The sequence below is a fragment of the Methanoculleus sp. genome (assembly GCF_020696975.1).
In the GTDB taxonomy this organism is placed as follows: Archaea; Halobacteriota; Methanomicrobia; order Methanomicrobiales; family Methanoculleaceae; genus Methanoculleus.
Genome location: NZ_JAJGBK010000022.1, coordinates 64,074 through 75,932, shown reverse-complemented (window position 1 = coordinate 75,932; position 11,859 = coordinate 64,074). Strand labels below are relative to the sequence as shown.

At 63.2% G+C, this 11,859-nt stretch carries 13 protein-coding genes; 4 read left to right on the top strand and 9 right to left on the bottom strand.

From position 1 onward, the window contains the following. Position 1: 1 nt before the first annotated feature. Genes glmU through QZ650_RS06590 form a run of 7 tightly spaced genes read right to left on the bottom strand, consistent with a single transcriptional unit; the run spans position 2 to position 6,219 of the window. Positions 2 to 1,201: a bifunctional sugar-1-phosphate nucleotidylyltransferase/acetyltransferase gene (gene glmU / locus QZ650_RS06620; protein ID WP_292518485.1), complete on the bottom strand. Its 1,200-nt coding sequence runs from the start codon at positions 1,199 to 1,201 to the stop codon at positions 2 to 4. Between the two features lie 4 nt (positions 1,202 to 1,205). Then, positions 1,206 to 2,462 carry a phosphopentomutase/phosphoglucosamine mutase gene (locus QZ650_RS06615; RefSeq protein ID WP_292518487.1) on the bottom strand — a complete coding sequence of 419 codons (1,257 nt, stop codon included), beginning with the start codon at positions 2,460 to 2,462 and terminating at the stop codon, positions 1,206 to 1,208. A 36-nt stretch (positions 2,463 to 2,498) separates the two neighbouring features. After that, positions 2,499 to 3,104, bottom strand: coding sequence for a hypothetical protein (locus tag QZ650_RS06610; protein ID WP_292518489.1), 606 nt, complete (start codon positions 3,102 to 3,104; stop codon positions 2,499 to 2,501). Then, positions 3,101 to 3,715 carry a cyclase family protein gene (locus QZ650_RS06605; RefSeq protein WP_292518491.1) on the bottom strand — a complete coding sequence of 205 codons (615 nt, stop codon included), beginning with the start codon at positions 3,713 to 3,715 and terminating at the stop codon, positions 3,101 to 3,103. The genes QZ650_RS06610 and QZ650_RS06605 overlap by 4 nt, the downstream gene beginning before the upstream one ends. After that, entirely contained in the window at positions 3,712 to 4,374 is a 663-nt protein-coding gene (locus tag QZ650_RS06600) for a protein-L-isoaspartate(D-aspartate) O-methyltransferase (protein WP_292518630.1), read from the bottom strand. The genes QZ650_RS06605 and QZ650_RS06600 overlap by 4 nt, the downstream gene beginning before the upstream one ends. Before the next feature lie 16 nt (positions 4,375 to 4,390). Then, positions 4,391 to 5,482: a SufD family Fe-S cluster assembly protein gene (locus tag QZ650_RS06595; protein WP_292518493.1), complete on the bottom strand. Its 1,092-nt coding sequence runs from the start codon at positions 5,480 to 5,482 to the stop codon at positions 4,391 to 4,393. Positions 5,483 to 5,487: 5 nt separating this feature from the next. Continuing rightward, a complete protein-coding gene (locus QZ650_RS06590; RefSeq protein WP_292518494.1) occupies positions 5,488 to 6,219 on the bottom strand; it encodes an ABC transporter ATP-binding protein in 732 nt (243 codons plus the stop codon). 358 nt (positions 6,220 to 6,577) lie between these two features. Here QZ650_RS06590 and QZ650_RS06585 point away from each other — a divergent pair, with 358 nt between their 5' ends. Together QZ650_RS06585 and QZ650_RS06580 are read left to right on the top strand one after the other, a co-directional pair. Next, positions 6,578 to 6,736 carry a hypothetical protein gene (locus tag QZ650_RS06585; protein ID WP_292518495.1) on the top strand — a complete coding sequence of 53 codons (159 nt, stop codon included), beginning with the start codon at positions 6,578 to 6,580 and terminating at the stop codon, positions 6,734 to 6,736. 41 nt (positions 6,737 to 6,777) lie between these two features. Continuing rightward, on the top strand, positions 6,778 to 7,659 hold the full coding sequence (locus QZ650_RS06580; protein WP_292518497.1) for a site-specific DNA-methyltransferase: 882 nt from the start codon (positions 6,778 to 6,780) through the stop codon (positions 7,657 to 7,659). A gap of 48 nt (positions 7,660 to 7,707) precedes the next feature. On the opposite strand, the gene QZ650_RS06575 is transcribed toward QZ650_RS06580, so the two are convergent. Both QZ650_RS06575 and QZ650_RS06570 read right to left on the bottom strand, forming a co-directional pair. Beyond that, positions 7,708 to 8,811 carry a hypothetical protein gene (locus QZ650_RS06575; protein WP_292518499.1) on the bottom strand — a complete coding sequence of 368 codons (1,104 nt, stop codon included), beginning with the start codon at positions 8,809 to 8,811 and terminating at the stop codon, positions 7,708 to 7,710. A 4-nt stretch (positions 8,812 to 8,815) separates the two neighbouring features. Further along, positions 8,816 to 9,583: a TIGR01458 family HAD-type hydrolase gene (locus QZ650_RS06570; RefSeq protein ID WP_292518501.1), complete on the bottom strand. Its 768-nt coding sequence runs from the start codon at positions 9,581 to 9,583 to the stop codon at positions 8,816 to 8,818. A gap of 223 nt (positions 9,584 to 9,806) precedes the next feature. On the opposite strand from QZ650_RS06570, the gene QZ650_RS06565 reads away from it, so the two are divergent. Both QZ650_RS06565 and QZ650_RS06560 read left to right on the top strand, forming a co-directional pair. Next, positions 9,807 to 10,871, top strand: coding sequence for a ribonuclease H-like domain-containing protein (locus QZ650_RS06565; protein WP_292518503.1), 1,065 nt, complete (start codon positions 9,807 to 9,809; stop codon positions 10,869 to 10,871). A gap of 72 nt (positions 10,872 to 10,943) precedes the next feature. Continuing rightward, the gene (locus tag QZ650_RS06560) at positions 10,944 to 11,516 is read left to right on the top strand and encodes an archaemetzincin family Zn-dependent metalloprotease (RefSeq protein ID WP_292518505.1); all 573 of its coding nucleotides are present in this window, start codon (positions 10,944 to 10,946) and stop codon (positions 11,514 to 11,516) included. The last annotated feature ends 343 nt before the right edge of the window (positions 11,517 to 11,859 follow it).

Here is an 11,859-nt window from a genome sequence, read left to right as displayed (position 1 = left end):
ATCACCTGATGACCGAACCGTCCTCGATACACCCCTCCACGAGGGAGTGGGGGGCGATCTTCGCGTTGCTGCCGACGAGGCTCCCGACGTTGACCGAGCAGTTGATCCCGAAGAGGACGCCGTCGCCGATGATGGCGCCGAACTTTCTCCTGCCGGTCGTCTTCCCGCAGACCTTCACCGCCCCGTTGTCGTGGCGGAGGTTTGCGACTTTGGTGCCGGCCCCGAAGTTGCAGTTGCTCCCGATGACGCTGTCGCCGATGTAGTTGAAGTGGGGGATCTTCGTCCCGGGCATGATGATGGAGTTCTTGATCTCGGTCGCGTGCCCGATGTGGCAGTCGTCGCCGATGGCGGTCGAGCCCCGGATGTAGGCGTGCGGGCCGATGACGCAGTTCTCGCCGATGACGCAGGAGGCCTCGATGTAGGTCCCGGCCCGGATGACGGTCCCTCTCCCGATGCTGACCGTCTCGGGGACGGTGCACCCGTCCTCGATGGTGCCGTGCTGTTCGTGGTGCATCGCAGCAATGAGCGCCTCGTTTGCATCAAGGAGATCCCACGGCTGCCCGACATCGAGCCAGTAGTCCAGCGGGTGAGCGGTCAGCGTCCCGTCCCGGATATACACCTCGAGGGCATCGGTCAGCTCAAACTCGCCGCGGCCCGATACCGTGATCCCCGAGAGGAGATCGAATATATCGAGGTCGAAGAGATAGGCGCCCGCGTTGATCAGGTTGCTCTTCGGGTTCTCGGACTTCTCCTCAAGACCGGTGATGCGGTCCTCCTCCACGGTCACCACGCCGTAGTCCTGCGGGTGGTCCGTCTGGTGGATCCCGACGCACGGGGCGCTCTTTTGGCAGAGTTCACGTATATCGTCTCTTTTGAGGACCATATCACCGTTTAAGAGAAGGAACCGGCCGTTGACCAGTCCTGCAGTAGCCCGGAGAGCGTCTGCGGTCCCGAGCTGGTGACGCTGGGTGACGTAGGTGATCTTCACCCCGAGAGCACTCCCGTCCCCGAAGTGGTTCCGGATCTCACGCTCGAAGTACCCGACGACGAAGATGAAGTCGGTGATCCCGGCGTCCCGGGCCGCAAGGACCAGATGTTCCATCATCGGGCGGTTGGCGATAGGCAGCATCACCTTCGGGCGCCGGCCGGTCAGGGGACGCATTCGTTTCCCTTCTCCTGCTGCTAATACGACACACTGCATACACTCACTCCTGACTGCGTTTTGCCCGTTCAAGGGCGGCATGCCCCATATCAAGCATCTCCTTTGCTTTTGCGGCCGTCTTCCCCTCGGCGGTGATCCGGACCTTCGGCTCGGTGCCGCTCGCACGGATCAGGTACCACCCCTCCTCGTCCTCGAACCGGACCCCGTGGGTCGGTTCGTCGGCCCCGAGCGCCGCCATGATCCCCCCCGGAGCATCGATGCGGTAGGACTCCCGGAGGAGGGTATACCGGGGCATTCGGTCCAGTTCTTCGGCGATCGACCACTCCGACGCTATCTCGCAGAGCAGGGCCGCGGCGTAGACCCCGTCCGGGCAGTAGGAGTGCTCGGGGAAGATCCAGCTTCCCGAGGCTTCACCGCCGAAATCCCCCCACGTGAGGAGTTCTTCCGAGACGAAACTGTCGCCGACCGGTGTGCGGCGGACCTCCGCAACCTCCTCGATCGCCATCGAGGCGTCGACGGTGGTGACGACCCGCTTCCGGTCGAGGTATTTTGCAAAGAGCATGAGGAGCTGATCTCCCTCGATATAGCGGCCCTTCTCATCGAACGCCATCATCCGGTCGGCGTCGCCGTCGTGGATCACCGCACACGCGGCCTCCCGTCTCCGGACGATCTCCGGTATGTAAGGGAGGTTTGCCGCGAGCGGTTCGGAGGGACGGGCGAACCGGCCTGCGACGTTGCAGTTTAAACCGGTGACGGTTGTCCCCATCGCGGCAAGGAGGTCGGGGGTGATGACGCTTCCCGCACCGTTGCCGCAGTCGAGCACGGCCGTGATGGGGTGGGAGAGGCTGACCCTCTCAAGGATTGCCTCCCGGTGTGCCTCCACAGCATCGAGAGGGGAGGCGTGCCCCTGCTCATCCCAGTTCGCCCGGTGGGACCCTTCGAGTGCGTCCTCGATTGCCGCCTGCTGCCGGAGGGTGAACGACGATCCGTCGGGGTTGAGCAGTTTCATCCCGTTGTAGGATTCGGGGTTGTGCGAGGCGGTGATCATGCATCCTGCGTCTGCGCATCCCGTTGCATGCGCGACCGTCGGGGTGGGTGCGATGCCGCAGGAATAAACGATTGCACCGGCCGAGAGTATCCCGGCGGCGACGGCGTGTTCCAGCAGTTCGCTGGTCGTGCGGGTATCCCTGCCCACGACGACGGTTGATGCGCCGTCTGTGATGGCTGCTCCTACCTGGAGCGCCAGATTGACGAGAGCAGGTCCAAACTCCCGCCGGATTCCGGAAGAGCCGAAAAGCATACTCTGTATAGTCCTTTCTTTCCTAAAAAAAGGTATTCATCGTCCGTAGGGACACCAGTGCTCGAGATCTAAAAGGCCGCTGACCCCGGCGGTCGATGGCCCGAGAAAGATCATCCGTTTCTTCCCGCGGTACTCGTCGATGCAGGCAACCCCCGCATCCGCCGTCATCCCGTCCCCGGCGACCAGGAGGAGATCGGCGGCCTCCGGCGAGTCGACCACCTGGTCTTTAAGGGCCCTCTCGAGCACCGGCATCGGGCCGACGAGGTAGACCTTCTTTCCGGCGACCTCACGGGAGAGTTCCGCAAGGCAGGGGGCGTAGCGGTCGGGGGTGCAGGGATGGAGTCTCCGTGCCAGACTGAGGAACGCCGAGACGGTGTTCGTGATCACACCTGCCGCCGCCCGCTGCTTCTGGTTTGCAAGCGGCGCGCCGAACATAAAGGAGATCCGGGTGTTGGCCCGGATTGGTTCGCTCGTGATGAACTGTCCGCTCTGTCCGCCGAAGTAGCCCTCCATGGGGACCCCTTTCGGGTACTGGCAGACATCCGCGTCGTAGTTCACGTCGAGTTTGACGACACCGTCCTCACACCCGCTGTCCGCGAGGACATTCTCAAGTCTTTTGATTGCATCGTGCCAGAAACTCATATCTGCTCCTCCGTATCCCACAGGATCACCCGCACGGGCGACCCGTCCGCACCTTTGAGCCGTATGGGGAGCGCCACCATGAAGTAGTCTCCCTCCGGGACGGCCGAGAGGTCGAGGAGTTCCAGGATGACCGTCCCGTTCCCGAGCAGACGGCGGTGGACCGAGCCGTCGCCGTCATACGCCTCGATCGACGGGGTATCGATACCGAGACAGGTGATTCCGGCCTCGACGACGAGGCCCGCCGCCTCAGGGGAGAGCGCCGGGTATCCGGGATCGAACTCCCGCCTCCCGGAGAAGGTGGTCCGGAGAAGGAGTCTTGAGGCGCCGGCGAGGCGGCCGGTGAGGCTCGCCGGGCCGATGACCGCTCCCGCGTCGCTACAGTCGAGCACCCGTGCCGGCCCCATGAGCATCCGGGGCGGGATCTCATCAACCGTCATCCCCCCTTCCAGGTAGTGGGAGGGAGCGTCGATATGCGTCCCTGAATGGCTCCCGAGGACCATCTCGGTCACGCGGTACTGCCCGTTCTCGATCTCGCGAAACCGGGGCCGGATATCCCCGGGGTAGATGACGGTCTCCCCGGAGAGATCCCGGGTGATATCGTAGATCGTCACAGGGACCCTTCTCCCCTCCACCCGAACTGCCCGATCAGCGGCACGAAACAGACGCCGCCGAGAGGGATCTCCTCCACCCTGCCCTCGCGCTTGACGAGTTTGATGAGGTCCTGGCAGTCCCGCGGGCCGACGGGAGCGATCAGGCGCCCGCCCTCGGCGAGCTGGTCGATCAGGGGCTGTGGGATGGAAGGGGATGCCGCCGTGATGATGATGGCGTCGTACGGCGCCTCCGGGGGGTAACCCTGTGTGCCGTCGCCGACGACCACGGTGACGCCGGTGACCCCGGCCCGGGCGAGGTTCTCCCGCGCCTTGTCGGCGAGGTCTGAGAGGCGCTCGATGGAGATGACACGCCCGGCGAGTTCGGCGAGGAGTGCGGCCTGGTAGCCGCTGCCCGTCCCGATCTCGAGGACCCGGTCCTGCGGTGCCAGTTCGAGTTGTTCGGTCATGAGGGCGACGATGTAGGGCTGGGAGATGGTCTGCCCCTCCCCGATGGGAAGCGGCCGGTCCTCGTAGGCGGAACGCTCAAAGCCTTTCGGCACGAAAAAATGGCGCGGGATCTTCTCCATCGCGGCAAGCACCCGTGGATCCCTGACCCCCCGGGCCCGGACCTGGAATTCCACCATCTCCTCGCGCTCACGCGAGTAAGGGTCGGTCTCCACCATACCTCCTCCCGAATCAGAAGCCTGATTCTGCTTTATCTATCGCGGCATCGATCTGGGCCTGCAGGACTGCAGGCAGGCCGCTGATCTTAACATCCAGGAACCCGCGTATAATGGTTGCGGTGGCCTCCTCCTCGGAGAGCCCACGGGCCATGAGGTACTCGATCTCGTGGCGGGCGATCTTGCCGACCGCGGCTTCGTGGGAGAGTTCCGTGCCGGTGAGGGTCCCTTCAATCTCGGGGATGGCATGGATGATCCCGTCTTTTAAGATCAGGCCCTTGCACTCGATGTGACCGCGGGTGTTGTCCTTCTCGCCGAGGATGTGGCCGCGGGAGATGACCTTGCCGCCGGTGGTGATGGCGCGGGTGATGAGTTCGGTGCTTGTATGCTCGGCGGCGAGGATGGTCCGGGAGCCGAGGTCAAGGACTGAGCCGGGCGTCGCGACGACGATGCTCGAGAACCGGGCCACGGCGTTCTTCCCGACAAGGCGCGCCGTCGGGTACATATTGACCTGGTTGACCGGCTGCATGCAGATGTAGTTCGAGAGGAACGTGCCGTCCTCCTCGACGACGGTGGCGCTCCGCGGGAAGACACTGATCCCCGGGTTCCAGTTGTGGATCATCGTGGACGTGACTTTGGCGCCTTTGCCGACGTAGATCTCGGTGACCCCGATGTGTGAGCCGTGCTCCTTCTGCCAGGAACTCGCGCAGCCGGAGATGATGTGGATCTCTGAGCCCTCCCGCGCGATGAAGATGTTATGCACGTGCTGGACCGGCTCCTCGCGCAGGAAGAGGCAGGCCTGGAGGGGCATCTCGACCTTTGCGCCCTCATGGGCGATGACGACGAGGCCCTGCGGGTTCTCCTGCTTCGCCACGTACTGGGTATACTTGTCCTTGTCCTTCTGGACGGCGTTCCAGTAGTAGTCCTTCACCCAGTCGTACTTCTCAAGGGCAGTCTTGATGGGGAGCATCTCGATCCCCTCGGCCCCGCAGGTGGTCTGGATCACCTTCTGGTCGATCTGGAAGAAACTCCCGCACCGGTTCTGCATCCCGACCTCAAGACCGGTCAGGGCCAGGCGTTTTTTGTCCTCCTCCGAGAGGTGCTCCATATCGGTTATATCTGTTTGCAACGCAGACACTCTCCGTATCCTTTCTCTTTGACAACGCGCAGAATCTCGCGGGGATTCCCGTGACACCGGATCTGGCCGTCGATCAGGACGTGGCCCTGGTCGGCCTCGAGGTAATCGAGGATATAGCCGGTATGGGTGATGATGAGGCCGCTCCGGCGCCGGTTCACGATATGGATGTCTTTTTCGAGCAGGCTTGCGATCTCTTTTCCCATCAGGTTCATGTTCTCGAGGTCGACGCCACTCTCCGGCTCGTCCAGCATGATGAAATCGGGCTGCTGGACTTTCAGTTGCAGGACCTCGCTCCTCTTTATCTCGCCGCCGGAGAACCCGACGTTGATGTCCCGGGTGAGGAAGTGCTCCATGTTGACCGACTGCGCGAGCGCCTCGATTGCACCCTCCCCCATGGGGGATGTGGCGGAGAGCAGTTTCCCGAGTTTCAGTCCGGATATTGCAGGCGGGTGCTGGAACATCATGCCTATGCCGAGATGGGCCCGTTCGTGGATCGGCATCCTGGTGATATCCTTCCCTTTAAAGACAATCGACCCCGCCGTGATCGTATAGCCGCCGAATCCCATGATGGCTTTGAGCAGTGTGCTCTTTCCCGAGCCGTTCGGCCCCATCAGGACATGAGTCTCCCCCTGCCCGATATGGAGGTTGATGTCGTGGAGCACCTCGGTGCTATCCACGCTCACGTGTAAATCACTGATATCCAGCATACGCCACTCCGTTTCATGTATATTTCTGGGGGTACATTAACACTTGCACCGTAACACCCGTTTTTACGTCTGGCAGGGCGTTGATGCCTTCGACCGGCTCCTGTCCGTGAGATACCAGGTCGTTCGAGGGACCCGGTGACTGCCGTATCCGGCGGGGAAGGTGGTCACCCATTCCGCCTTCGCGTCCTCGCACCTGCGGAGAACGATCTCCCCCGCATCGTGGGAATCTCTGCGGAACGGGCCGGGATCCCGGTAATTCTGGCCCCGGTGCGGTGGACAGCCCGGGCGAAGCCGCGCATCTTCACTTTCACACCGCACACGGCCTACGGTTAAATAACGGTCTCACCCCGTTTCATGTATGGAGCGATCTGCATTCACCACGTTCGCCTGCATCGCCGAGCGGGCTGCCCGGTATCCGACCATCACCCGGCGAAGCCAGATGCGTAAGGCGGTGTATCTCGCCGCGACCACCCTGCCGGTGCACCCATCCCATCATGAGGTGAGTGGCTACACTTAACATCTCCCGGGAGTATTGGCCCCCCGGGGGATCAGGCCGGGATGCGGCGGAAGGGCATACCGAACCGGAGCGAGAAGGGGAAGATCCGGAAGGGCACGGGCGGCATCAAGCACGCTGTCCGGGCTCCTGAACCTCCTGCCGTCCGGCGGTTCGTGGACAGCATCATCTGCGGCGACGCGATGGCGGTGCTCCCGAAGATCCCGGACCGGAGCATCGACCTCATCGTCACGTCCCCGCCCTACAACTTCGGGCACCACTACGCAAACGACTGCATGAACGACACCCGCGAGTGGAACGACTACTTCCGTGAACTCGGAGCGATCTGGCGCGAGTGCTACCGTCTCCTCAAACCCGGCGGGCGGATCGCGGTCAACATCCAGCCGCTCTTCTCCGACTACATCCCCACGCACCATATCATCTCCTCTCAACTCCTTGGTCTTGGGTTTCTCTGGAAGGCGGAGATCCTCTGGGAGAAGAACAACTACAACGCCCGGTACACCGCCTGGGGGAGCTGGAAGTCGCCGTCGATGCCGTACCTGAAGTATACATGGGAGTTTATCGAGATCTTTGCTAAAGAGACGCATAAGAAGGCCGGACAGAAGGAGAAGATCGATATCACCGGCGACGAGTTCAAGGAGTGGGTCTTTGCCCGGTGGACCTTCCCGGCGGAGGTCCGGATGCGGGACTACCGGCACCCGGCGATGTTCCCCGAGGAACTCCCGCGGCGGGTGATCAAACTCTTCTCCTACCAGGGGGACCTGGTGCTCGACCCCTTCAACGGTGCGGGAACGACGACGTTCATTGCCCGCAGGCTTGCCCGGCGCTTCATCGGTATCGATATCTCCCCGGAGTACTGCAGGACCGCCATGACCCGGTTCCGGGGAGAGAAAGACGCACCCGTCCGCTGCATCGTCTGGGATTGACCCACTCCGCGGGCAAAGCAGCGCCGGTCCGGACCCCCCCTCCTCCGGTCACTCCGCGAGGTATGCCCGGGCGCGGAGGTATGACCCGGGCCGGTCGTAGGCATGGGTGACGATATAGTTGTGGAGGTCAACGGCAGCCTCTGACTCCTCGATCAGGGCGTTATAGGCCTCTACCGCGTCGTTATACTCCCGGGCCTTCTGGTTGTACCCCGGGACGAGGCGGTTATACTCCGCAAACTCCCCGTCTTCGGCGAGATCCGCCAGCTGTTCGTTGAGGGATTCGAGTGCCTCTCGCTGCACCTCAAGGTCATGCATACACCCCGCGAGTTCCGGCGCGATCTCCTCGGCCCGATCACGCGAGGTGGTGATAGCCTGTTCGATCGTCCCGACATCGCCGCACGCCGTATAGGCCCCGCCCCCGTCTCCGATAGGGATGACCAGGGGATCGGTCGAGAGCGTCGTCCCGTCCGAGAGGACTGCCGGCGGGATGCCGACGTAACTTGTGTTCGTGGTCTCGATGTAGGCGAAAGGGGTGTCGCGATAGAGGCACCCGTCGCTCTTCACCCCGACGGCCATATGCCTCTCGTCCCCGAAGTAGAGGAGCGCGACACCGTATCCCTCCCGGACCAGGAGCCCGGCAAGGAGGAGGGCTTTGTCGTCGCAGTCCCCCTCCCCGTCCACGTAGGTCTCGATCGGGAACTTCGGTTCCACGATCGATGTATCGGTCCTGTAGGGGATGGACTGCACGAACGCGGTGATCAGTTCGAGATACCGGTCGTCGTCGAGCCCTTCCCGGTCCCGGATATGGTGGAGAGCCGCGAGCAGGTCTGCATAGAAGGGTTCCTGGCAGGAGTCGTTGATGAATGCCCGGTAGTAGATGGGGATCCACTCCTCTTCCGCGAGCTCCTCTGAGAGGTAGAGTTGCCGATCCGCCTCCTTTGCACCGGCGTAGACCGCCGGGTCGGGCTCGACCCGGATCGTCTCCTCCCCGTCCTCGAAGGGGAAGGTGTAGACCGGCGTCCGGTCGAGGGACGCCCCTTCGACCGGCACGATCGCCGGCGGGATGACCGGGGGGTGCAGGAAGCCGCCCAGGCAGCCGGCCCCGAGGGTCGCGGCGATGAGGACGATTGCGATGAGGGTTCGGCTCCACATGGTATCAGATGTGATCGGGGAGGTCTGCCAGCGATTCGATGACGAGGTCGGGCGTGATGCCTGATTGGCGGACCGCTTCTCTTCGGTACTTTCCGGTCCGGACCAGGATGCCCTTCATCCCGCAGGCCCGGGCGCCGCCGATATCGGTGACGATGTCGTCGCCGACCATCGCGGCCTCATCCGGCCCCGCACCGATCTCCCGGAGCGCCCGGATGAAGAACGCCGGGGAGGGTTTCCCGATCACCTCCGCCTCCTTTCCGGCGGCATACTCGAGTGCGGCGACGAAGGGCCCCGCCGAGAGCATAAGCCCGTCCGGCCCCATCCAGTAGCGGTCTTTCTCGAGCGCGACGAGGTCTGCGCCGTCCATCAGGAGACGGAACGCCCGGTTCATCGAGGCGTAGGTGAGGCCGTCGGCCGCATCGGCGACCACGACCGCGTCTGCATCCTCCTCTACGGCCACAATCCCGGCCTCCTCGAAGTCTCTCCGGGCATCGGGGGTGGTGAGGAGGAAGCACCGGGTCCGTCCTCCCTCTTTGAGGTGTGCGGCGGCGGCGACCGGGGCGGTGATGATCGCGGTATCCGGGATGGTGTAACCGAGTTCCTGCAGCCGGCGGGCGACCGAGCGACGGGAACGGCGGGTGGTGTTGGAGACGAACCGGTAGGGTATCCCTCGCCGGTCAAGTTCCGAAAGCGCCCGGTCCGCCCCGGCGACCGGCCGATCGCCGACGTAGAGGACGCCGTCGATGTCGATCAGGACTGCACCGATCGTCATATCGCTCCTTCTGTTGTCCGAATGGGTATTTATATCATACCCGGGAGCATGGCGGCCCGTCTTAAGTTCCGTCGAGATTGGAAGGGCCTTCATGCCGGCCGGCATCCCGGGGGTTCCGGTTCCGGCCGGGAGAGGGAGATATCGCGGATCCTGAAAATCCGTTCACTTTCACCCCGCGGCGGGTATCTTGAATGCCGGCAGGATCCAACCCTCTGCCGGGAGAATGGCTCACCCTTTCGTTCAGGCAGCGAGGCTCCGGCAGGCCGGGGAGTATGAGGACGCCGGCGAGAACACCCGGTTCGTCCCCGGCCCCCGCTCCGAATACGCCAGGATCCGGCGGCTCTGCGACGACCTCGTTGCCGGGTACCGGGGGCGGGCGTTCGAGGACGTCTTCTGCGGCCGGGAGGTTATCTGTTCCGCCGGGGGATGCTGGGTCCTCGAATCCCGGGAGGCCATGGACCTTGACGGCCGCGACCCCGGCCGGGCGGCGGCGGCTATCCTCAGCGACCTCACGCTGGTCCACGGCATCGGCAGGGTGACCGAACGGAGGCTGAAAGGCCGGGGCTACCGGACGGTCGCCGATCTCGTCCGGCACCCCCGCTACCACGACGAGGCTGCACGGCTCCTGGATTCGGTGACGGAGGGGAATGTTCGCGATATATCAGACCTGATCGGGCGGCGGCATCACCGAAGCGACCCGCTCCTCCTTGAGGCCAGCCGGTTTCATGCTCCCGGGGACTTTGTCTTCCTCGACATCGAGACGCTGGGGCTCTTTTCGCGGCCGATCATCCTCATCGGCCTCGCCCGGGTCGAGGGTGGGTCAATCACCACCCGCCAGTACCTGCTCCGGTCGGTTGTTGAGGAGGCAGCGGCGCTCACCGCTGTCCTCCCCACGCTGGAAGCGGAGGGTGCGGTGCTCGTCACCTTCAACGGCCGGGCGTTCGACCTCCCCTACATCCGGGAGCGGCTTGGCCGCCACGGCATCCCGGCCGGCCTCGATATGCCTCATGTTGACGTCCTCCACTTCGCACGCCGCCGCTGGGGCGACTCGCTCGCCACCTGCCGGCTCGGGGCGCTCGAGACGGCGGTCCTCGGCCTTGCCCGGGAGAACGATCTCCCGGGCTCGATGGTGCCGGAGTTCTACGATATCTACCGGCGGACCGGGAATCCCGGCCCGCTCGTCCCGGTGGTGGAGCATAACCGCCAGGACCTCATCTCGCTTGCCCGGCTCTTTGCGCTCCTCCGCGGGGATGGCAACGGCGGGACTATCCCCGACGCTCTCCGTTGATGCCTGTCCCCCGGACCCCTGACCGATACCCTCAAATCCTCGCCGATCGATATCCGGCACCGGTATACCGCCATGAGTATTGCCCTGGTTCCTATCGGGAAGGTCGATCCGACCGAGATGGAGGTGCTTCAGGGAAGCCTGAAGACGGTGTTCTCCCGGGACGTTCTGATCGGGAGAAAGATTCCGCTCCCCCCGGTGGCGTGGAACGCCGCCCGCGGCCAGTATGATGCGGAGATGATGCTCGAGTTCTTCTCGCTCTCCGTGGAGGCTGCCGGCTACGACCGGGCGCTGGGGGTCACGAACGTCGATCTCTATCTCCCCGGGATGAGTTTTGTCTTCGGGATTGCGGGCAAAAGATGCGCAATAATCTCCTTCCATCGTCTCAGACAGCCGTTCTATAATCTCCCCGAGGACGCAGATCTCTTCCTGTGGCGGGCTGTCGTGGAAGCGGTACATGAACTGGGGCACACCTTCGGGCTCGCTCATTGTAAAAATCCCCGGTGCGTCATGTGCTTCTCAAACACCATCGCCGATACCGACCGGAAAGGGCCGGCATTCTGCACAGCCTGCCGTTTGCAGGTCTTTTCCGGGGAGACCTGCGGCGGCCGGGTGCCGGGTCGTGGGGGCGGCCCGGTCGAACCGTGACGGCGCTCGCCCGGAGTGGGGGGCGGGGTGGAAATGACCTCTACTATTCCCTGAAATATCGAAGGATCGTTCCGATGCGCCGCGCTCATTGTGAATGTTTCAAGCATCTCTTTGAAATATATTTAAGTTTGGATAAAACCGAATTTCTCCAAAATATCTATAATTTGGGTTTAAAACGCTGATAGCGCAAGGTATTCTGCGAATATCAAATCAAAATACTTTTAAACTTTAATTCTAACCTTAGATGTGCCCCCAATATCTTTTTGCAACGCGTTGTTCTGTCGTACCTCCTGTTCCCGGCCACCTGCCGGTTCCCCTGAAGGTGCCGGCTTGTGGTCCACCG

Coding starts and splice junctions, on each gene's coding strand:
- QZ650_RS06580 (WP_292518497.1), top strand. CDS start 6,778: ATGCGGCGGAAGGGCATACCGAACCGGAGCGAGAAGGGGAAGATCCGG.
- glmU (WP_292518485.1), bottom strand. CDS start 1,201: ATGCAGTGTGTCGTATTAGCAGCAGGAGAAGGGAAACGAATGCGTCCC.
- QZ650_RS06595 (WP_292518493.1), bottom strand. CDS start 5,482: ATGGAGCACCTCTCGGAGGAGGACAAAAAACGCCTGGCCCTGACCGGT.
- QZ650_RS06585 (WP_292518495.1), top strand. CDS start 6,578: ATGGAGCGATCTGCATTCACCACGTTCGCCTGCATCGCCGAGCGGGCT.
- QZ650_RS06615 (WP_292518487.1), bottom strand. CDS start 2,462: ATGCTTTTCGGCTCTTCCGGAATCCGGCGGGAGTTTGGACCTGCTCTC.
- QZ650_RS06565 (WP_292518503.1), top strand. CDS start 9,807: ATGGCTCACCCTTTCGTTCAGGCAGCGAGGCTCCGGCAGGCCGGGGAG.
- QZ650_RS06575 (WP_292518499.1), bottom strand. CDS start 8,811: ATGTGGAGCCGAACCCTCATCGCAATCGTCCTCATCGCCGCGACCCTC.
- QZ650_RS06560 (WP_292518505.1), top strand. CDS start 10,944: ATGAGTATTGCCCTGGTTCCTATCGGGAAGGTCGATCCGACCGAGATG.
- QZ650_RS06590 (WP_292518494.1), bottom strand. CDS start 6,219: ATGCTGGATATCAGTGATTTACACGTGAGCGTGGATAGCACCGAGGTG.
- QZ650_RS06570 (WP_292518501.1), bottom strand. CDS start 9,583: ATGACGATCGGTGCAGTCCTGATCGACATCGACGGCGTCCTCTACGTC.
- QZ650_RS06610 (WP_292518489.1), bottom strand. CDS start 3,104: ATGAGTTTCTGGCACGATGCAATCAAAAGACTTGAGAATGTCCTCGCG.